This window comes from Polaromonas sp. (genome assembly GCF_041689105.1).
Taxonomy (GTDB): Bacteria; Pseudomonadota; Gammaproteobacteria; order Burkholderiales; family Burkholderiaceae_C; genus Polaromonas.
In genome coordinates, this window is sequence record NZ_JBDNGU010000090.1 from 1 (window position 1) to 18454 (window position 18454).

Here is an 18454-nt window from a genome sequence, read left to right on the forward strand (position 1 = left end):
GCAGCGGAGCGTGGGGGCTCCGTATCGTCCATCAAGTTTGTGAATATTCGTGAAACCGGTGGCTGGAGCAAAGACGCCTCCAGCGCCATGCCAAAAATTGCGGCGCTGCTGGCAGCCGCGCATCTACCCGACCCCGAGCCGGTGGCCACGGTCACCTACAAAAGCGGCGGCCGACTGCTGATTGTGGGCGCGCTTGACGAGGCAGAGCAGGTGGCTGCGCTGGTGGCAGACGTGCTGGATGTAACGATTTTTTCGCAGGGTGTGTCGCCCGCCGCTGCATCGGCCCCGCCTGATCAAGAGCGAAAATACCCGGTCATCAGCGGCAGCGCGCCGCAACTCAAAGGCTGGCTGGGGGCGTTTGAGCTGGCGTGGGAGCGCGATAACCCGATTGACCTGGACCTGTGTACGCGTTGCAATGCCTGTGTCGCGGCCTGCCCCGAAGGTGCGATTGATCTCAGTTACCAGATTGACATGAATCGCTGCACCTCGCACAGAGCCTGCGTGACTGCTTGCGCCGCAGCCGGTGCGATTGACTTCAGCCGGGCTGCGCAAACCCTGAACGAGCGTTTCGATCTGGTGCTTGATCTGGGGTCCAAGCCCTTGGTGGCATTGCATGCGCCTCCGCAGGGTTATTTTTCATGGGGTGCGGCAGGCACTGCATTGGGCCTGGCTTCGCCGGGTTTCTTGACAACGGTGGTCAAGCTGCGCGACATGGTTGGCGAGTTTGAGAAGCCCAAATTTTTTACCTACAAACAAAATATCTGTGCGCACAGCCGCAACGAAACCGTCGGTTGCAATGCCTGCGTGGAGATCTGCTCGGCGCAAGCTATCAGCAGCGACAAACACCTCAAGCAGATCAAGGTCAACCCCAACCTTTGCATTGGTTGTGGCGCCTGTACCACGGTCTGCCCGACGGGTGCGCTGACTTACGCTTATCCCCGTGCCAGCGAGCAGGGCGTGCGGCTCAAGACCCTCCTTTCGACTTACGCCAAAGCTGGCGGCGCGCACCCGGTTCTGCTGTTTCACAGCCAGGGCCGCGGCCAGCAAGCCGTGGAAGCCCTGGGCCGCGCCGCCCAGTTGCAAAAAACCGTGCGGGGCGTGCCTGCCAATGTCATTCCTCAAGCCCTGTTTCACACCGCCAGTCTGGGCATGGACGTCTGGTTGAGTGCCATCGCATTGGGTGCCGCACAGGTGGCCGTGCTGGTCACGGACGAGGAGGCGCCCGCTTATCTGGATGGCCTGGCAGACCAGATGCGGGTGGCGCAAACCATCCTCAACGGCCTGGGCTATGCGGGTGTTCACTTTCATCTGCTGCGCGCCCAAAGCGGGGGCGGTATCCAGGCTGTCACGAGTCTGGATGCCAGCCTGCAAGCCCTTTGCCGAGCCCGGCCCACGGTGCCTTCACGCGCCGCACGCTTCGCGATAGTGCAGGAAAAGCGCAGCACGCTTGATTTCGCGCTGGACCATTTGATAACCCACGCACCTGCCGTGCTGCCCGAAGCGATCGAACTGCCCGAACAGGGTTCGGCGTTTGGAACTCTGGTCATCAACAAAGACACCTGCACCATGTGCCTGAGCTGCGTCAGTGCCTGCCCGGCCAACGCCCTGCAGGACAACCCGGAGCTTCCCCAGCTCAAATTTGTCGAGAAAAATTGTGTGCAGTGCGGCCTGTGCGCCACGACCTGTCCGGAAGATGCCATTACCCTGCAACCGCGCCTGCTGCTGACGCCGCAGCGCAAGGAGGCACGCGTGCTTAACGAGATGCAGCCCTATGCTTGCATCCGCTGCAGCAAGCCTTTTGGCACGCTCAAGGCGATTGAATCCATGCTCGGCAAGCTGGCCGGGCACGCCATGTTCCAGGGCGCAGCAGCGGAGCGGCTGAAAATGTGTAGCGACTGCCGTGTGATCGATCTTTACTCGGCCGATAACGAACTCAAGATCACCGATATCCGTTAATCCGACCACCGATCGCCTGCATGAACCAGACCGCCCAACTTGTCGCGTCCACGCTGGACGAAGAAACCGCCCGCGCCGAAGTTTACGGCGTGCTCGCCGCTCTGTATTACGCGCCGCCTCCAGCGGAACTGCTGGACAATCTTCGCGTTGCCGTGACCGAGGCGCCGGCTGCCGGCGCCGTGCTCGAAGCCTCATGGAGCGAGCTGGTCGGCGCTGCCCGCAGGCTTTCCAACGAGGCTATCACGCGCGAATACGAAACGCTTTTTGGCGGCGTTGGCAAGCCCGAGGTTCACCTGTTCGGCTCGCATTACCTCAGCGGCTTCCTCAACGAAAAACCGCTGGCAGCGCTGCGCACCGACCTCGCCGCGCTGGGCCTGGCGCGCGACGAGGCCATGCCCGAAACCGAAGACCATGTGGCGTACCTGTGCGAGGTGATGCGTTACCTGATTGCCGGCGATGATGTGGCAGTGGCCAACCTGACGCGCCAGCGCGAGTTTTTCGCGAGCCATCTGCAGCCCTGGGCGACTGAGCTGTGTGATGCGGTGGGCCGTCATCCGAAGGCCGATTTTTATCGCTGCGTTGCAGCATTTACACAGGCTTTCATCAGCGTTGAAATGCAGGGCTTCGACATGCTGACCTGAGCGCGCCGCTGTTTCTCAAATTGCGACACTTCTCCGGCGATTGGTGCGATAAAGGTAAAAACTAAGTTGCCCTATCGTTTTCCCGTAGAGTCCTTGTTAACTGTCTGCAAAGCCTTGTCGGGAGTTCATGTTCGGCGTAAGGTACAAGCATTAGTAAGCATGCACACTGCTTCACATTCACAGCAAGCTTCCTTGGAGACAACCATGCAGGACAGCCAGCCAAAACCCTCGCGCCGGGGATTCTTCTTCGGCGCAGCCGCCACCGGTGCCGCCGCCGCCGCAGTCATCGCCCTTCCGGGTGTCCAGATTCCCGAGGCGGCCACTGCAAAGCCCAAACCTGCTCCTGAAAAAGGCGGCGGCTACAGCCTCTCGGAACACGTCAAGCGTTACTACCAGACCACGCGCATCTAGTCCGTAGTTCAGTTTCAGTTTCTTTTACACGGAGAGCCCCATGCTGCTCACGAAAAAATCCCACGGTGTCCACGGTGATCAGGCGCAGCGCGCAGGTTCTGCGCGGTTTGTCCACAGTCTGTCGCGCGGCCTGTCCAACGCTCTGCCCACCATGGACAGGCGCGCTTTCCTTCGCCGGTCCGGTCTCGGTGTCGGCGTCGGTCTTGCTGCAACCCAGCTGACGCTGGTCAAGAAGGCCGCAGCCGCCACGCCGGGTGCCGGCGACGGCAGCGGAAAAATCGAGGTCAAGCGGACGGTGTGTACCCACTGCTCGGTGGGTTGCGCGGTGGATGCCGTCGTTGAAAACGGCGTCTGGGTCCGACAGGAGCCGGTGTTCGACTCCCCCATCAACCTCGGGGCTCATTGCGCCAAAGGTGCGGCTCTGCGCGAACATGGCCACGGCGAATATCGCCTGCGTTACCCGATGAAACTGGTGGCCGGCAAATACGAGCGCATCAGCTGGGACACTGCACTGAGCGAGATCAGCACAAAAATGCTGGACCTGCGCAAGGCCAGCGGCCCGGACTCCGTCTACATCATTGGCTCTTCCAAGCACAATAACGAACAGGCTTACCTGCTGCGTAAATGGGTCAGCTTCTGGGGCAGCAACAACTGCGATCATCAGGCGCGCATTTGCCACTCCACAACGGTCGCCGGGGTTGCCAACACATGGGGTTACGGCGCCATGACCAATTCGTACAACGACATGCAAAACAGCAAGTGCGCGTTGTACATTGGCTCCAATGCCGCCGAGGCGCACCCGGTCAGCCTGCTGCACATGCTGCACGCCAAAGAGACCGGCTGCAAGATGATCGTGGTGGACCCGCGCTTTACGCGCACCGCAGCCAAGGCCGACGAATACGTGCGCATCCGCTCCGGCTCGGACATCCCCTTCCTCTTCGGCGTGCTGTACCACATCTTCAAGAACGGCTGGGAAGACACCAAGTACATCAATGACCGTGTTTATGGCATGGACAAGGTCAAGGCCGACGTGATGGCCAAGTGGACGCCGGACAAGGTGCTTGAAGCCTGCGGTGTGGACGAGGCCACCACGCTCAAGGTCGCGACCATGATGAGCCAGAACCGCCCCAGTACCATTGTCTGGTGCATGGGCCAGACCCAGCACACGACGGGCAATGCCATTGTGCGGGCTTCCTGCATCCTGCAACTGGCGCTGGGCAACATTGGCAAATCCGGTGGCGGTGCCAATATCTTCCGTGGTCATGACAATGTGCAGGGTGCGACTGACGTCGGTCCGAACCCTGATTCGCTGCCCGGTTACTACGGCCTGGCTGAAGGCTCCTGGAAACATTTCGCCAAGACCTGGGGTGTTGATTTTGACTGGATCAAGGGGCGTTACGCGTCACCGGCCATGATGAGCAAGCCCGGCATCACCGTGTCGCGCTGGATCGACGGGGTGTTGGAGAAAAACGAATTCATCGACCAGGACTCGAATCTGCGCGGTGTCTTTTTCTGGGGCCACGCGCCCAACTCGCTGACCCGGGGTCTGGAAATGAAGCGCGCGATGGACAAGCTGGACCTGCTGGTCGTGGTTGACCCCTACCCGTCGGCGACAGCGGCCATGGCGGCCATGCCCGGCAAGGCAGAAGACCTCAATCCGAATCGCGCGGTTTACCTGCTCCCCGCTGCAACCCAGTTCGAAACCAGCGGGTCCGTGACGGCTTCCAACCGCTCGATCCAGTGGCGCGAGAAGGTGATCGAGCCGCTGTGGGAAAGCCGCAGCGACCACATGATCATGCATCAGCTCGCGGAGAAACTCGGCTTTGCCAAGGAGTTGTCCAAGAACTACAAGATGCAGAAGGTCAAGGGCATGGACGAGCCGGTGCCGGAAGACATCCTGCGCGAGATCAACAAGTGCGTCTGGACCATCGGCTACACCGGCCAGAGCCCGGAACGCCTCAAGTCGCACATGCGCAACATGCATTTGTTCGACGTCAAGACGCTCAAGTCCAATGGTGGCAAAGACCCGATCACCGGTTATGACACGACCGGCGACTATTTCGGCCTGCCCTGGCCGTGCTGGGGCAATCCGGAACTCAAGCATCCCGGTTCCCCGAACCTGTACGACACCTCCAAACACGTCATGGACGGCGGTGGCAATTTCCGCGCGAACTTCGGCGTCGAAAAAGACGGCGTCAACCTGCTGGCCGAAGATGGGTCCCACTCCCTGGGTGCCGACCTCACCACGGGTTACCCGGAGTTTGACCACCTGTTGCTGAAGAAGCTGGGCTGGTGGGACGAGTTGACCGAGCCCGAAAAAGCCGCGGCCGATGGCAAGAACTGGAAGACCGATCCGTCGGGCGGCATCATCCGCGTGACCATGCAGGTCCATGGCTGCTATGTGTTTGGCAACGCCAAGGCGCGCGCCGTGGTCTGGAATTTCCCCGACGCGATTCCGCAGCACCGTGAACCGCTGTACGGCAACCGGGCTGACCTGATGGTCAAGTACCCGACGCACGACGATAAGAAGGCCTTCTGGCGTCTGCCGACGCTGTACAAGACCATCCAGCAGAAAAACATCGCCGACAAGATTCACGAGAAATTCCCGCTGGTCATGACCTCAGGACGCCTTGTCGAGTACGAGGGCGGTGGCGAGGAAACCCGCTCCAACCCCTGGCTGGCCGAGTTGCAGCAGGAGATGTTCATCGAGATCAATCCCAAGGTGGCCGCCGACAAGGGCATCCGCAATGGCGAACGCGCCTGGGTCAGCACACCAACCGGTGCACGGCTTAACGTACAGGCCATGGTGACTGAGCGTGTCGGGCCCGACACCGTGTTCATGCCCTTCCACTTCTCCGGGCGCTGGCAGGGTGCCGACATGCTGGCTTATTACCCCAGTGGGGCGGCGCCTGTGGTGCGTGGCGAAGCCATCAACACGGCAACCACCTACGGTTATGACAGTGTGACGATGATGCAGGAAACCAAGACGACGGTCTGCAACGTCGAACGAGCATAAGGAGACACCATGGCAAGAATGAAATTTGTCTGTGACGCCGAGCGCTGCATCGAATGCAACGGTTGCGTCACGGCTTGCAAGAACGAAAACGAAGTCCCGTGGGGCGTTAACCGCCGCCGCGTGGTCACACTCAACGACGGCGTTCCAGGCGAAAAATCCATCTCGGTGGCCTGCATGCACTGCAGTGATGCACCGTGCGTAGCCGTGTGCCCGGTCAACTGTTTCTACCACACCGCCGAAGGTCTGGTGCTGCACGACAAAGACGTTTGCATCGGTTGCGGTTATTGCTCCTATGCCTGCCCTTTCGGCGCGCCTCAGTTCCCGTCGCAGGGTACTTTTGGTGTTCGCGGCAAGATGGACAAGTGCACTTTCTGCGCCGGCGGCCCTGAGGCCAATGGTAGCCAGGCCGAGTTCGAAAAATACGGCCGCAACCGGCTCGCTGAAGGCAAGCTGCCGGCTTGCGCGGAAATGTGCTCCACCAAAGCCCTGCTGGCCGGTGACGGTGATGTGGTGGCCGATATTTTCCGCAACCGTGTGGTCCAGCGCGGCAAGGGCGCTGAAGTCTGGGGCTGGGGAACCGCCTACGGCTCCAAACAGGCCGGCCAGCCGCCGGCTAGCGGAGTGAAATCATGAAGCGGCTTGTCCTGGCAGGAGCCGTTGCAATGCTGCTGGCGGCCTGCGGTGACAAGCAGCAGACTGCAGCCGGCGTCAAGAGCGACGTGCCGGCCTTTCAAAGCGTGACCGGCCCAGGCAGTTCCTACAATGCCCCGGGCTGGAAAGCCGGCGACAAGACCGCCTGGGAGCTGCAGCTCAAGACCCGCTTGCAAAACGGGCAAAACGAATACAACCGCGTGAAGTAAGGGAGTTCCCATGCAACGCCCATCGCGAGTCCCGGCAGCATTGCTTTTCCTGGCCCTGGGGTGGTCGGCTACCGTTTCGGCTCAGACCACGGTCACCCCTGCGTCCCCACCGGCTGCAGCAGCCCCTGCGGGCGGCATCAAGAGCCAGAACATTTTCGAGGTCAAGCCCGATGCCAGTGCCGACCCGAATTACGCCGATCAAACCAATGCCGAGCGCGCCAAGGTCCAGCCTGGTAACAACGCGCCCATGTGGCGCAAGGTGGGCGAGGGCGTTACAGGCTTCAGCAGCCTGCCCAAGAGCGAGGCACCTGAGGCGGGCAACCTGATCCAGCCTTTTGTGCAATACCCTGGTTCGCGCCTGACCAACGCGGGTGAAGCCTGGCGGCAGGTGCGCAACAACTGGATCATTCCCTATGGCGGTTCGCTGTTGCTGATTGTGCTGACAGCAATTGCGATTTTTTACTTTACCAAGGGCACTATCAAAAACCACAGCGCGGACACGGGTCGCAAGATAGAGCGCTTCACGCCGTTTGAGCGCGCAGCGCATTGGTCCAATGCCATTGCTTTTTCCATACTCGCCATCTCCGGCATCGTTCTGGCGTTCGGCAAATTCTTTTTGTTGCCGGTGATGGGTCTCACGCTGTTTGGATGGCTCAGCTATGTGCTCAAAACGGCACACAACTTCGCTGGCCCTCTGTTTGCCGTCTCGCTGGTGATTGTGTTTTTTACTTTCCTGCGCGACAACTGGCCGGAAAAAAGCGATTTGAAGTGGCTGGCCAAAGGAGGTGGCCTGATCTCTGGGGACGAGCCTGCGTCCCACCGTTTCAATGCTGGTGAAAAACTGGTCTTCTGGGGCGGCGTGTTTTTCCTGGGCATCATCGTTGTGGCCTCGGGGCTGGTGCTCGACAAGCTGCTGCCTGGCCTGGTCTATGAGCGCGGCACCATGCAGATTGCGCACATGGTCCACGCCGTCGCGACGGTGCTCATGATGTGCATGTTTCTTGGCCACATCTACATCGGCACCCTCGGCATGCAGGGCGCCTACAAGGCCATGCGCACCGGCTATGTGGACGAGGGCTGGGCCAAAGATCATCACCAGTACTGGTATGACGATGTGAAGGCTGGCAAAATTCCTGCGCAGCGCAGCGAGCCCGCAGCGCCATCGGGTCAGACCGTCAAAGTTTAAGGACAAGGACTTCCCCATGAACAAATTCCTTATCGCGTTCTGCCTTGTGGGCGTGCCGATGCTGTCTTTCGCAAAATTGCCTGCTTTGAGCGACGAGGCCAAGGCCAAGGCCGCCGAAACGGCCGCCAAGGCCGCTTGGACCAGCAAGGTCGGCGCCTATCAGCTGTGCAAGTCGCAGGACAAGGTCGCCGCCGGCTATTTCAAAACCGCCAAAGCGCCGGGCAAGGACACCAAGCCACCCACGGCCGTGCCAGCCTGTGCGGAGCCCGGACCTTTTGCCTACATCCCGCCCGAGGTCAAGCCACTTGAGGCTGCGGGCGCGCATTCACCTCCGGCAACGGCGATCAGCCCACCCAGCACCAAGCAGCCTGATGCGGTGGCCAATCCGGCCCGGAAACCCTGACGTCTGCCTGATTCCTTTCCCCCGGTACCAAAGGCCGACCCGCGAGGTGTCGGCCTTTTCTTTTTGTTGTAGTCTTGCAAGATGCCTTTGCCTTCACTGCCACACCTCACCCGCGCCCAGGCACCGCTCACCTGTGAGATCGACGCCGTCAACGAATACGGCGAGGTGCAACAAGTCGCCATACCGGCCGAGCGTGCGCTGACCGTCTACGTGGACAAGCGAGAACTCGTGACGCTGATGACCCTGGGGGCGCATCCCGAATTGCTGGTGCTCGGCTACCTGCGCAACCAGCGTCTGGTCCGCGAGGTGAGCGATATAGAGTCCATCACAGTGGACTGGGATGTGGGCGCCGCCGCCGTCAAGACGCGTCACGGCATCGAGGACATTGAAGAAAAAACTGCCAAACGCGTAGTCACCACCGGTTGCGGGCAGGGCAGCGTGTTCGGTGGTCTGATGGACGAGGTCGACCAGATTGTCCTGCCGGCCGAAGCGCACATGACACAAGGCCAGCTTTATGGTCTGGTCAACACCATAAGGCTCAAGGAAACCACCTACAAGTCGGCGGGGTCGGTGCATGCCTGCGCGTTGTTTGCCTGTGGCGCTGCGGCGCCCGACATGCTGCTGTTTGTGGAGGACGTCGGCCGTCACAACGCCATCGACACGATTGCCGGCTGGATGTGGATGAATATGGCCCCCACGCTTGTCGCTTCGCGTACTGCGCTGCCCCCCGAGGGGGCGCTGCGCCTGCGGGCCGGCGAAGCCGGACCCGCGGCCCTGGCTGGTGAAGATGAGACCCCCATGCCCCCCACTGCGTGTGGTTCGCTGCCCCCCGAGGGGGATGAACTTGCTCGGGGCGGCCCTTCGCTGCGTTCGTTGGCCCCCACGCTTGTCGCTTCGCGTACTGCGCTGCTCCCCGGGGGGGCGCTGCGCCTGCGGGCCGGCGGAGCCGGACCCGCGGCCCCGGCTGGTGAAGATAAGACCCCCACGCCCCCCACTGTGTGTGGTTCGCTGCCCCCCGAGGAGGCTGCTCCCTCGGAAAATACCACTTCCCCTTCTCCTCCCGGCAGGCTCCCTTTCCCTTTGGGAGAGGGCGGCGGTGAGGGCTCCCCGGTCCCGGCTCAGTCGGCCGATGCGTCAGGGCTGGTCTTCTACACCACCGGCCGCCTGACCAGCGAGATGGTTATCAAGTCGGCGCAGATGGGTGTGCCGATTGTGATTTCGCGCAGCGGCATCACGCAGATGGGTCATCAGGTCGCGCAGGCCGTCGGTTTGTGCGCCATTGGCCGCGCGACCAACAAGCGTTTTGTCTGTTATTCCAGCCCGCAGCGGTTGCATCTGCAGCCGGAGCTGGCAGGCCCCAAATTGCGCGCGCCTGCCGCTTAAAGCTGACAACGCCCCTGGCATGATGCCGCCATGCAAGACGATTCCCAGGTTCAACACACGCTGCCCGGCATTCCCGAACCCCTGATCGGCATGACCGGCTCCGGCCGCCGCGGCGGCGCCATATTGCCTGTCGTGTGCTGGATGCGAGAGGGCTTGCGCGCCGCGTTTTTTCAGGCACCCCGTGTTGCCGGGCGTGCGCCCGCTCCCTGGCAGGTGCTCGTCGTTGCCGTACTGGTGTTTGCGCTGGACATCGCGCTGATCCGCCTGGAAGTCGCTGGCCCCGCACGCTTTGATGTGCAGGCCTGGTTGTCAACCTGGTGGTCCACGGTGCTGGGCGTCGCCCTCGCAGGGTGGGCTTTCCCGAAGACGCCCGCTCCTGGAGACGTGGCCGGGCGCCCGCCCTTACGGCCAACCGGTGTGACGGCATTTTTGGTGCTCTGGCTCGCTGCAGGACTGCCCAGCCTGCTGCTATCCCAGGGGCTGATCGGTGCCATTGCTCAGGGCTGGATAGAGGCGGACGTGTTCTCCAATAACTGGTTTTACTGGGGCCTTTTTGCCGTGTTCATGGTCTGGTACCTGGCCGCGAGCGGGGTGTTGTTCCTGCGTTTTGCTGGATGGAACTGGCGCGTCGCCGTGTTTTTGCTGGCCCTGCTGGCGGCCATCAGCCTGAACACCTGGCAATTCGAGGCGCGCTCCTGGGTCAGCGACCCGACGCGCACTGCGCAGACCGAAGACACGCGCCCACGGCTGCGCCTGACCCAGGAAACCCTGGAAGGCCAGCAGGCGCTGTGGGAAAAGACCCTGGCCGCCATCGCCCCCGAGCGAGCCGGCGTGACCGACGTCTACGGCCTGGTATTTGCGCCCTATGCGGCAGAAGATGTGTTTCTGCGCGAGAGCACCATGGTCAGCGGCGTGCTGGCTGATCGTTTTGATGCTGGTGGCCGTGTGGTTCACCTGCTGAACCACGGCGGCACCGCAGCCACCCACCCCTGGGCAACCACGCTGAACCTGCAGCGCGCCATCGAAGCCCTGGCCCGGCGCATGGACAGGGACAACGATGTGCTGGTCGTTTACATGACCTCACACGGCGCGCGAGACTTCAAGCTCGCCGCCTCGAACTGGCCGCTGGAGGTCGCGCCATTGAGCCCCGCCGAGTTGCGGCTGGCGCTGGACAAGGCTGGCATCCGCAACCGCGTGATCGCCGTGTCGGCCTGTTATTCGGGCGGCTGGGTCGATGTGCTGGCCGACGACAACACGCTGGTGATGACGGCGGCGGACGCCACCCACACCTCTTACGGTTGCGGCCAACTCTCCGTGCTGACCTTTTTTGGCCGTGCGGTGTTTGACGAGCAGCTCAGGACGACGCGCTCCTTCGAGCAGGCTTTTGCCCGTGCCGTGCCAGTGATCCAGCAGCGCGAGATCGACGCCGGCAAGGACGATGGTTTCTCCAATCCCCAAATCAGAGTGGGCGCCAACATCAGGGCCGTGTTGCGTGCGCTTGAGCAGCGCCTGGACGCCTCGCCGGCTGACCCCAAAACCCGCCCGTGAGCCAGGGGCGGGGGCTTTGCGTTAAGGTCTGCCTATGAACCTCCTTTTCCTCAAGCTCGGCTGGCGAACCCTGCTGCGCGACCTGCGCGCCGGCGAGCTGCGTTTGTTGATTGTGGCTGTCACGCTGGCGGTCGCAGCGCTGACAGCGGTTGGTTTTTTTGCCGACAGACTCAAGGGCGGTTTGCAGCGCGATGCGCGCCAGCTGCTCGGTGGCGACGCCGTGCTGCGCAGCGACGGCGTAACGCCCGAAGCGTTTGTTGCCAGGGCGCGCAGCATGGGCCTGCAGGCCACCCTGACCGTGACTTTTCCGACCATGGGCCGCGCGCGTGAAGAAGAGGGCGGTGCCAGCAAACTGGTGGCCTTCAAGGCTGTGCCCGAGGGCTACCCCCTGCGCGGCAACATGCGGGTGGCCGAGAGTCTGGAGGCGGGCGGCGCAGTCACGCGCGCCATTCCTGCGCCCGGCAGCGCCTGGGCCGATGCTTCATTGCTCGACGCGCTGGGCCTGCAGCTCGGCCAGACCCTGCTGATGGGCGACGCCCAATTCAAGCTCACACAGGTGATCGTGCAGGAGCCAGACCGGGGCGGTGGCTTTGCCAACTTCTCCCCGCGCGTGATGATCAACAGTGCCGACCTGGCCGCCACCGGCCTGATCCAGCCAGCCAGCCGCACCAATTACCGGTTTGCAGTCGCCGGGGCTGATGCCGACGTGAAAACCTATCTGCAGTGGGCCACACGTGAGATCAAGAAGGCCGAGTTTCGCGGTGTGCGCATCGAGTCGCTGGAAAGTGGCAGCCCCGAGATGCGCCAGACCCTGGACCGCGCTGAAAAATTCCTCAATCTGGTGGCCCTGCTGGCGGCGCTGCTGAGCGCCGTGGCTGTGGCGATTGTGGCGCGCGGCTTTGCCGCCAGACACCTGGACGACTGCGCCATGTTGCGTGTACTGGGCCAGCCGCAACGCACAATTGCGCTGGCCTACACCTTCGAGTTTGTGCTGGTGGGGCTGGGCGCCAGTGCGCTGGGCGTGGCGATTGGTTTTGCGGTGCATTACGGCTTTGTGCTGCTGCTGGCAGGGCTGGTTGAAGCCTCACTGCCCGCCGCCACGCTGTGGCCGGCAGCCTTTGGCATGGGTATGGGCCTGACCCTGTTGCTGGCCTTTGGCTTGCCGCCGGTACTGCAATTGGCGCAGGTGCCGCCGCTGCGCGTGATCCGCCGCGATGTCGGCAACCTGCGGCCCGCCTCGCTGGCGGTGCTGCTGGTCGGGGTGCTGGGTTTTGCCGCCTTGCTGGTGGCAGCCAGCAGCGACCTCAAGCTGGGCCTGATTGCCGTGGGCGGCTTTGCCGGCGCCGTGCTGGTGTTTGCGCTGGCCAGTTTTGTGGCGGTCAAACTGCTGCGCGCCAGTGTGAGTGAGGTCACCGCGCCGCGCTGGCTGGTGCTGGCCACGCGTCAGCTGTCGGCCCGCCCGGCCTATGCGGTGGTGCAGGTCAGCGCGCTGGCCGTCGGCCTGCTGGCGCTGATGCTGCTGGTGTTGCTGCGCACCGACCTGATCAGCAGCTGGCGCAACGCCACGCCGCCCGATGCGCCCAATCGTTTTGTCATCAATGTGCAGCCGGAGCAGGGCGACGCCTTTCAGCAGGCACTGCGCGACGGCGGCGTGAAAAAATTCGACTGGTACCCCATGATCCGCGGGCGACTGGTGGCGGTCAACGGCAAGGACGTCACGCCCGATGACTTTGAAGACGACCGCGCCAAGCGCCTGGTGGATCGTGAGTTCAACCTGTCGCACGCGCAGCAGCAGCCCTCGCACAACGAAGTAGTGGCTGGGCGCTGGACACCCGATGAAGCCGGTGCCATCAGCGTCGAGGACGGCCTGGCCAAAACCCTGGGTCTGAAGATGGGCGACAACCTGCGCTTTGACATTGGCGGGCAGATCAGCGAGGCAAAAATCACCAGCCTGCGCAAGGTCGATTGGGGCTCGATGCGCGTCAACTTCTTTGTCATGTACCCGGTCGCAAAAATGACCGACGTGCCGGTGTCTTACATCAGTGCCTTTCGCGCGCCCGAGCGGGTAGCCGCCGTCAACGGCGTCAAGCCGCGCAGCTTTGACAACGAGCTTGTCAAGGCCTTTCCCAACATCACCAACGTCGATATGAGCAGCACCATCAACCAGGTGCAGCGCGTGCTGGACCAGGTGATACGCGCGGTGGAATACCTGTTCGGCTTCACGCTGGCGGCGGGGGTGGTGGTGCTGTTTGCCGCCATTACCGCCACGCGCGAAGAACGCGCGCGCGAGTTCGCCATCATGCGTGCGGTCGGCGCCCGCTCCTCGCTGTTGCGCCAGGTACAACGCGCCGAGCTGGCTGGCGTGGGCCTGCTGGCCGGCTTTCTGGCGTCTATCGTGGCGCTGGCGGTGGGCTGGGGCTTGGCCCGTTTTGTATTCGATTTCGCCTGGACCGGCTCGTGGACCGTGCCGCTGTTCGGCAGCCTGGCCGGCGCGGCGCTGGCGCTGGCGGCTGGCTGGTGGGGCTTGCGTTCGGTGCTCACTACACCGGTGGTGGAAACCTTGCGCAAAGCGCAGTAACTCTCTTTCTCCCTCTCCTTGGGGGAGAGGGCAGGGGTGAGGGGGCTTCCCCGCACCCTCACCCTCACCCTCACCCTCACCCTAACCCTCTCCCGCAAGCGGGAGAGGGGACAAAAAGAAAATCGCAAAATTGAATGATTCAGCCATGCAAATCGAAGAAAAACCACCGGGCACCCCGCCATTTGCCACGCCCTTTGACTGGATAGGCGGCGAGGAGCGCGTCAAGGCGCTGGTCGAGCGCTTTTACGACCTGATGGACCTGGAGCCCGGCTACACCGCGCTGCGAGCGGCGCACGGCAGCGATCTGGTCAAGGCGCGTCAGCACCTGTTCTGGTTTTTATGCGGCTGGCTGGGTGGGCCGCAGCATTACACAGAAAAGTTCGGTCACCCCAAGCTGCGCATGCGCCACATGCCCTTTGTCATCGGCATCCTCGAGCGCGACCAGTGGTTGGCCTGCATGGACCAGGCCATGGGCGAGACCGGTGTGGATGAAGCGCTGCGCGCCAGGCTGCGAACCTCGTTTTTCCAGACCGCCGACTGGATGCGCAACTCGCCAGCCTGACTACAGCGGCCCCACGCCCGTCCACGCGCGTGTCAAAATGCGCAAGTGATTTCCAGCGACCCTCTGACCGATGCCGAATTGGACCGGCTCAACGACTTCCTGATGCGAGAGGAGGGACTGTCCGACCCCATGGACAGCGCCATGCTCGACGGTTACCTCACGGCCGTAGTTTCCGGCCCCAATCTCGTCATGCCTTCTGAGTGGCTGCGTTGGGTGTGGGATACGGAAAACGGCCAGGAATCACCCGAATTCCATAGCCAGCAAGAGGCGCAAGAGATCATCGGTCTCATCATGCGGCTGTACCAGAGCGTCAATGCCACCCTCAACGAGGAGCCGCAAAACTACGAGCCGTGCATCATGGAGCGCGAACACGAGGGGCGTGTGATCCCTATCATCGACGAATGGTGCATGGGCTACTACCAGGGCATGGCGCTGGACCTCAAGGCCTGGAGCCTTCTTGTCATGGGCCAGCCGCAATGGTTCAGCACCATCTTGCTTTACGGCACCGACGACGGGTGGGAAGTGCTCAAGAAGCAGCCAAGTGATCTCGATGCACACCAGGCCAAGGCCGATTCGCTGGCCGACGCAGTCCGCCAGATCCACGCCTTCTGGTTGGCTCAGCGCCGCCAGCAAATAGCGCGCGGTGACGTGCCGGGAGTCAATCGGCGGCAAGAGCCCGTGCGCAGCACCGCCAAGCCGGGGCGCAACGAGCCCTGTGCTTGCGGCAGCGGGCGCAAGTACAAGCATTGCCACGGAGCGAACTGACCGGGTGGTTCAAGCCCGGGCTATCCTGCCACTTGCGCCATACAATGCCGGTATGAACTGAGAGGTATGCCATGGAAATCGCCGATGTCACCCTGGCCGAGCGGGGCCAGATTGTTATCCCCAAAGAGGCGCGCGACGCCTTGGGGCTCAAGCCGGGCGCCCGACTGAAGTTGCGGGTTGAGGGTGGGCGCCTGTTGATTGAAAAGCGGGTGCAACTCGATTTGTCGCGCTGGATCGGCAAGGCGGTCGATGACGGCCTGAGCACCGATCAGGCGCTGGCCGAGCTGCGTGGCCGTCCCGTGCCGTGGCCGGACAAGCAAGCCGCCGTGGCCAAGCCCGCGCGCGCCAAGGCGCGCGCCAAAACAGCCAGCCAGACAGCCACCAAGGCGGTCACACCCGCCCGAAGCAAGGTCGCATGAAAACAGCAGTGGACTCCAGCGTCCTGTTCGACATTGTCAAGGGGGCGTCCGGCGCGCGCGCAGCGCAGGCCGCGCTGGAGACCGCCCTGGCGCATGGCAGCCTGTGCGCCTGCGCCGTGGTGCTGGCCGAGTTGGGCCGCTACTTCAAAAGCAACCAGGACTTGCAGGCTTTTCTGGCCGATTGCCAGATCGATCACGACCCCCTGTCCACCGCCAGCGCGTTGGGCGCAGCGCAGATCATGCGCGAATATAGCCGTGCTCTGGCGCGCAACAATGGCCCGCGCGAGCGCGTGGCGCCCGACTTTCTGATTGGCGCCCATGCCCTGCACCAGACCGATGCGCTGCTCACCTCGGACGGCGGCTTTTACCGCCAGTATTTCAAGGGCCTGACCGTGTTGGCCCCGACCTGAAAGCAAGCCCATGCCCGAAATCGTCTTTAAAGGCAAAGAGTACGTTTACAACCACCACCTGACGGTGCCTTATCGCCCGCTGGTGGCTGACGCCGCCAAAGGTATTGGCCCGGCCGACCTGGCCAGCAACCTGGTGATTCACGGCGACAACCTGCATGCGCTCAAAAGCCTGCTGCCGCGTTACGCCGGGCAGGTGGACCTGGTGTTTATTGACCCGCCCTACAACACCGGCAACGAAGGCTGGTGCTACAACGACAACGTCAACAGCCCCATCATGAAAGAGTGGCTGAGCACCAACCCGGTGGACGGTGAAGACATGCTGCGCCACGACAAATGGCTGTGCATGATGTGGCCGCGACTGGTGTTGCTGCGCGAGTTGTTAAGCGAGAAGGGCTCGATCTGGATCACGCTGGATGACAACGAGGTGCATCATGCGCGCGACATGCTGGATGAGATTTTTGGCGCTGATAACTTTGTGGCCACTTGCATCTGGCACAAAAATTTTTCGCCTAAACCTTCGGCCCAGTATTTTTCGGAGGACCACGATTACGTCTTGATCTATGCGAAAGACAAGGCGCAGTGGAGGCCCAATTTGCTAGAACGCACGGTTGAGATGGATGCGCGGTTTACCAATATCGATAACGATCCGCGTGGGCCATGGACCTCAGGAGATCTTTCTGCCCGTAATCCGTACAGCGAAGGCACCTACGCCATCACTACTCCAGGTGGTCGGGTCATTGATGGCCCGCCACCAGGAACTTACTGGCGAGTAAGTAAAAAGAATTTTGACAAGTTGGATAGCGAAAATCGGATTTGGTGGGGCGAAGACCAGAACAACCAACCTCGTCTTAAGCGTTTTCTCACCGACGTAAAGCAGGGACGCGTGCCGCAAACTCTTTGGGAGTATTCCGAAGTGGGACACACCCAAGACGCGAAGCGAACCCTGTTGGAAATGGGATTGATCAAGACCCAAGAGGACGGTTCGATGACACCCAAGCCCGTCGCCTTGCTGGAACGCGTACTGGAGCTGGCAAGTGAGCCTGATTCCATCATTCTCGATTCCTTCGCCGGTTCCGGCACCACCGCCCACGCGGTCCTGAAAGCCAACGCCAAAGACAACGGCAACCGCAAGTTCATCCTCGTCGAAGGCGAAGAGTACGCTGACAAACTCACTGCCGAACGGGTGCGCCGCGCCATCAAGGGGTATGCGTGGGTGGGTAACCAGCGTGAGACCTTGCTGGAAGAAAAAATCAACTTCACCCAGTTCAAAAAGGCCGATGAGTGGTTGAAGAAGGTGGAGGCGATCAAGGTGAAAGAGGGGTTTGCGGAAGAGTCGGCGCAGATGGAGTTGGGGGCGGGTAGCCCTCACCCCAGCCCTCTCCCGGGGGGAGAGGGAGGGAAGAAAAGAAAGCGCTTCGACAAGATCAACGTGGAGTTGAAGGACGGCCTGTTGCGCGTCGAAGGCGAAAAACGTGTCTCTGAAATGGCCGAGGGCCTGGGCGGTGAGTTCACTTACTGCACGCTGGGCGAGCCGCTGGACATTGAAAAACTGCTGTCGGGTGAGTCGCTGCCGGCCCCCGAGGCGCTGGGCGCCTGGCTGTTTCACACCGCCACGGGTGGCACCTTGTTGCCCAAACCCAAGGATGCGCCGCAATGGTATTTGGGTGAGGCCAAAGACGCGCATGTGTGGCTGGTGTACGAGCCGTCGCTGGCATTCTTGAAGTCACCCGAGGCGGCGCTGACGCTGAGCCGCGCCAAAACCTGTGCGGCCTGGGGCCATGCGCGCGACGGCGGCAAAGGTGACGGCAAGCGGCACCTGGTGTTTGCGCCGGCCAAGTACCTGAGCAACAAGCAGTTGCTGGAGCACGGCGTGGACTATGCGCCGCTGCCGTTAGCGCTGTACAGGGAGGGCTGAACAATGACATTGCACAGAGACCGATTTGAGCTGGCCCGCAGCCAGTTTGGCAAGGCGCTTGCGCGCTTGCGCGAGGCCCTTGATGCGGATGAGACGGCTATGGTCCGGGATGCGCTGATTCAGCGCTTTGAGTTCACCTATGAGCTGGCGTGGAAGTCGATGTTTTACTGGCTGCGCGATCAGGGCGAGAAGACGCCGGAAATGGCCAGCGCCGTGTTTCAGGCTGCGTTCAAGTGTCAGCTTGTCGAGGACCCCAGAGTCTGGGAACAAACCAAAGACAACCGCAACGAAACCAGCCACACCTACAACGAAGCCAAAGCGATTGAAGTGGCAAGCTTTGTGCGCGCGTATGCGGTGCACGCCTTTGATGCGCTTGAATTTCGCTTGCAGGCGCTTTGACT

Annotated in this window: 17 protein-coding genes and 1 pseudogene; all 18 read left to right on the forward strand. The window is 62.1% G+C overall.

Features of this window, described 5'->3' with window-relative positions:
- Window positions 1-1956: 4Fe-4S binding protein (locus ACESMT_RS09025; protein WP_372826240.1), on the forward strand; the 1956-nt coding region annotated here is incomplete at its 5' end.
- 20 nt (window positions 1957-1976) lie between these two features.
- Window positions 1977-2597 carry a molecular chaperone gene (locus tag ACESMT_RS09030; protein WP_372826241.1) on the forward strand — a complete coding sequence of 207 codons (621 nt, stop codon included), beginning with the start codon at window positions 1977-1979 and terminating at the stop codon, window positions 2595-2597.
- A gap of 204 nt (window positions 2598-2801) precedes the next feature.
- Entirely contained in the window at window positions 2802-3008 is a 207-nt protein-coding gene (locus ACESMT_RS09035; protein WP_372826242.1) for a formate dehydrogenase, read from the forward strand.
- 40 nt (window positions 3009-3048) lie between these two features.
- Window positions 3049-6024, forward strand: coding sequence for a formate dehydrogenase subunit alpha (locus ACESMT_RS09040; protein WP_372826243.1), 2976 nt, complete (start codon window positions 3049-3051; stop codon window positions 6022-6024).
- 9 nt (window positions 6025-6033) lie between these two features.
- Entirely contained in the window at window positions 6034-6657 is a 624-nt protein-coding gene (gene fdh3B / locus ACESMT_RS09045) for a formate dehydrogenase FDH3 subunit beta (RefSeq protein ID WP_372826244.1), read from the forward strand.
- On the forward strand, window positions 6654-6884 hold the full coding sequence (locus tag ACESMT_RS09050) for a hypothetical protein (RefSeq protein ID WP_372826245.1): 231 nt from the start codon (window positions 6654-6656) through the stop codon (window positions 6882-6884). The genes fdh3B and ACESMT_RS09050 overlap by 4 nt, the downstream gene beginning before the upstream one ends.
- A 10-nt stretch (window positions 6885-6894) precedes the next feature.
- The gene (locus tag ACESMT_RS09055; protein WP_372826246.1) at window positions 6895-8070 is read left to right on the forward strand and encodes a formate dehydrogenase subunit gamma; all 1176 of its coding nucleotides are present in this window, start codon (window positions 6895-6897) and stop codon (window positions 8068-8070) included.
- Between the two features lie 16 nt (window positions 8071-8086).
- Window positions 8087-8473, forward strand: a complete 387-nt coding sequence (locus ACESMT_RS09060) for a hypothetical protein (RefSeq protein WP_372826247.1) — start codon at window positions 8087-8089, stop codon at window positions 8471-8473.
- A gap of 81 nt (window positions 8474-8554) precedes the next feature.
- Window positions 8555-9160: pseudogene (locus ACESMT_RS09065) on the forward strand (formate dehydrogenase accessory sulfurtransferase FdhD); the annotation flags it as partial.
- Between the two features lie 111 nt (window positions 9161-9271).
- Window positions 9272-9856 carry a formate dehydrogenase accessory sulfurtransferase FdhD gene (locus ACESMT_RS09070; protein ID WP_372826290.1) on the forward strand — a complete coding sequence of 195 codons (585 nt, stop codon included), beginning with the start codon at window positions 9272-9274 and terminating at the stop codon, window positions 9854-9856.
- Window positions 9857-9886: 30 nt separating this feature from the next.
- Window positions 9887-11404 carry a C13 family peptidase gene (locus tag ACESMT_RS09075; RefSeq protein WP_372826248.1) on the forward strand — a complete coding sequence of 506 codons (1518 nt, stop codon included), beginning with the start codon at window positions 9887-9889 and terminating at the stop codon, window positions 11402-11404.
- A gap of 34 nt (window positions 11405-11438) precedes the next feature.
- Window positions 11439-13982, forward strand: coding sequence for an ABC transporter permease (locus tag ACESMT_RS09080; protein ID WP_372826249.1), 2544 nt, complete (start codon window positions 11439-11441; stop codon window positions 13980-13982).
- 145 nt (window positions 13983-14127) lie between these two features.
- Window positions 14128-14544 (forward strand): group II truncated hemoglobin, encoded by a 417-nt coding sequence (locus ACESMT_RS09085; RefSeq protein WP_372826250.1) that lies wholly within the window; start codon window positions 14128-14130, stop codon window positions 14542-14544.
- Window positions 14545-14589: 45 nt separating this feature from the next.
- On the forward strand, window positions 14590-15309 hold the full coding sequence (locus ACESMT_RS09090; RefSeq protein WP_372826251.1) for a UPF0149 family protein: 720 nt from the start codon (window positions 14590-14592) through the stop codon (window positions 15307-15309).
- A 71-nt stretch (window positions 15310-15380) separates the two neighbouring features.
- On the forward strand, window positions 15381-15728 hold the full coding sequence (locus ACESMT_RS09095; RefSeq protein ID WP_372826252.1) for an AbrB/MazE/SpoVT family DNA-binding domain-containing protein: 348 nt from the start codon (window positions 15381-15383) through the stop codon (window positions 15726-15728).
- Window positions 15725-16138, forward strand: coding sequence for a type II toxin-antitoxin system VapC family toxin (locus tag ACESMT_RS09100; protein ID WP_372826253.1), 414 nt, complete (start codon window positions 15725-15727; stop codon window positions 16136-16138). The genes ACESMT_RS09095 and ACESMT_RS09100 overlap by 4 nt, the downstream gene beginning before the upstream one ends.
- Before the next feature lie 10 nt (window positions 16139-16148).
- A complete protein-coding gene (locus ACESMT_RS09105; protein WP_372826254.1) occupies window positions 16149-18053 on the forward strand; it encodes a site-specific DNA-methyltransferase in 1905 nt (634 codons plus the stop codon).
- A 3-nt stretch (window positions 18054-18056) separates the two neighbouring features.
- On the forward strand, window positions 18057-18452 hold the full coding sequence (locus ACESMT_RS09110) for an HI0074 family nucleotidyltransferase substrate-binding subunit (protein WP_372826255.1): 396 nt from the start codon (window positions 18057-18059) through the stop codon (window positions 18450-18452).
- The last annotated feature ends 2 nt before the right edge of the window (window positions 18453-18454 follow it).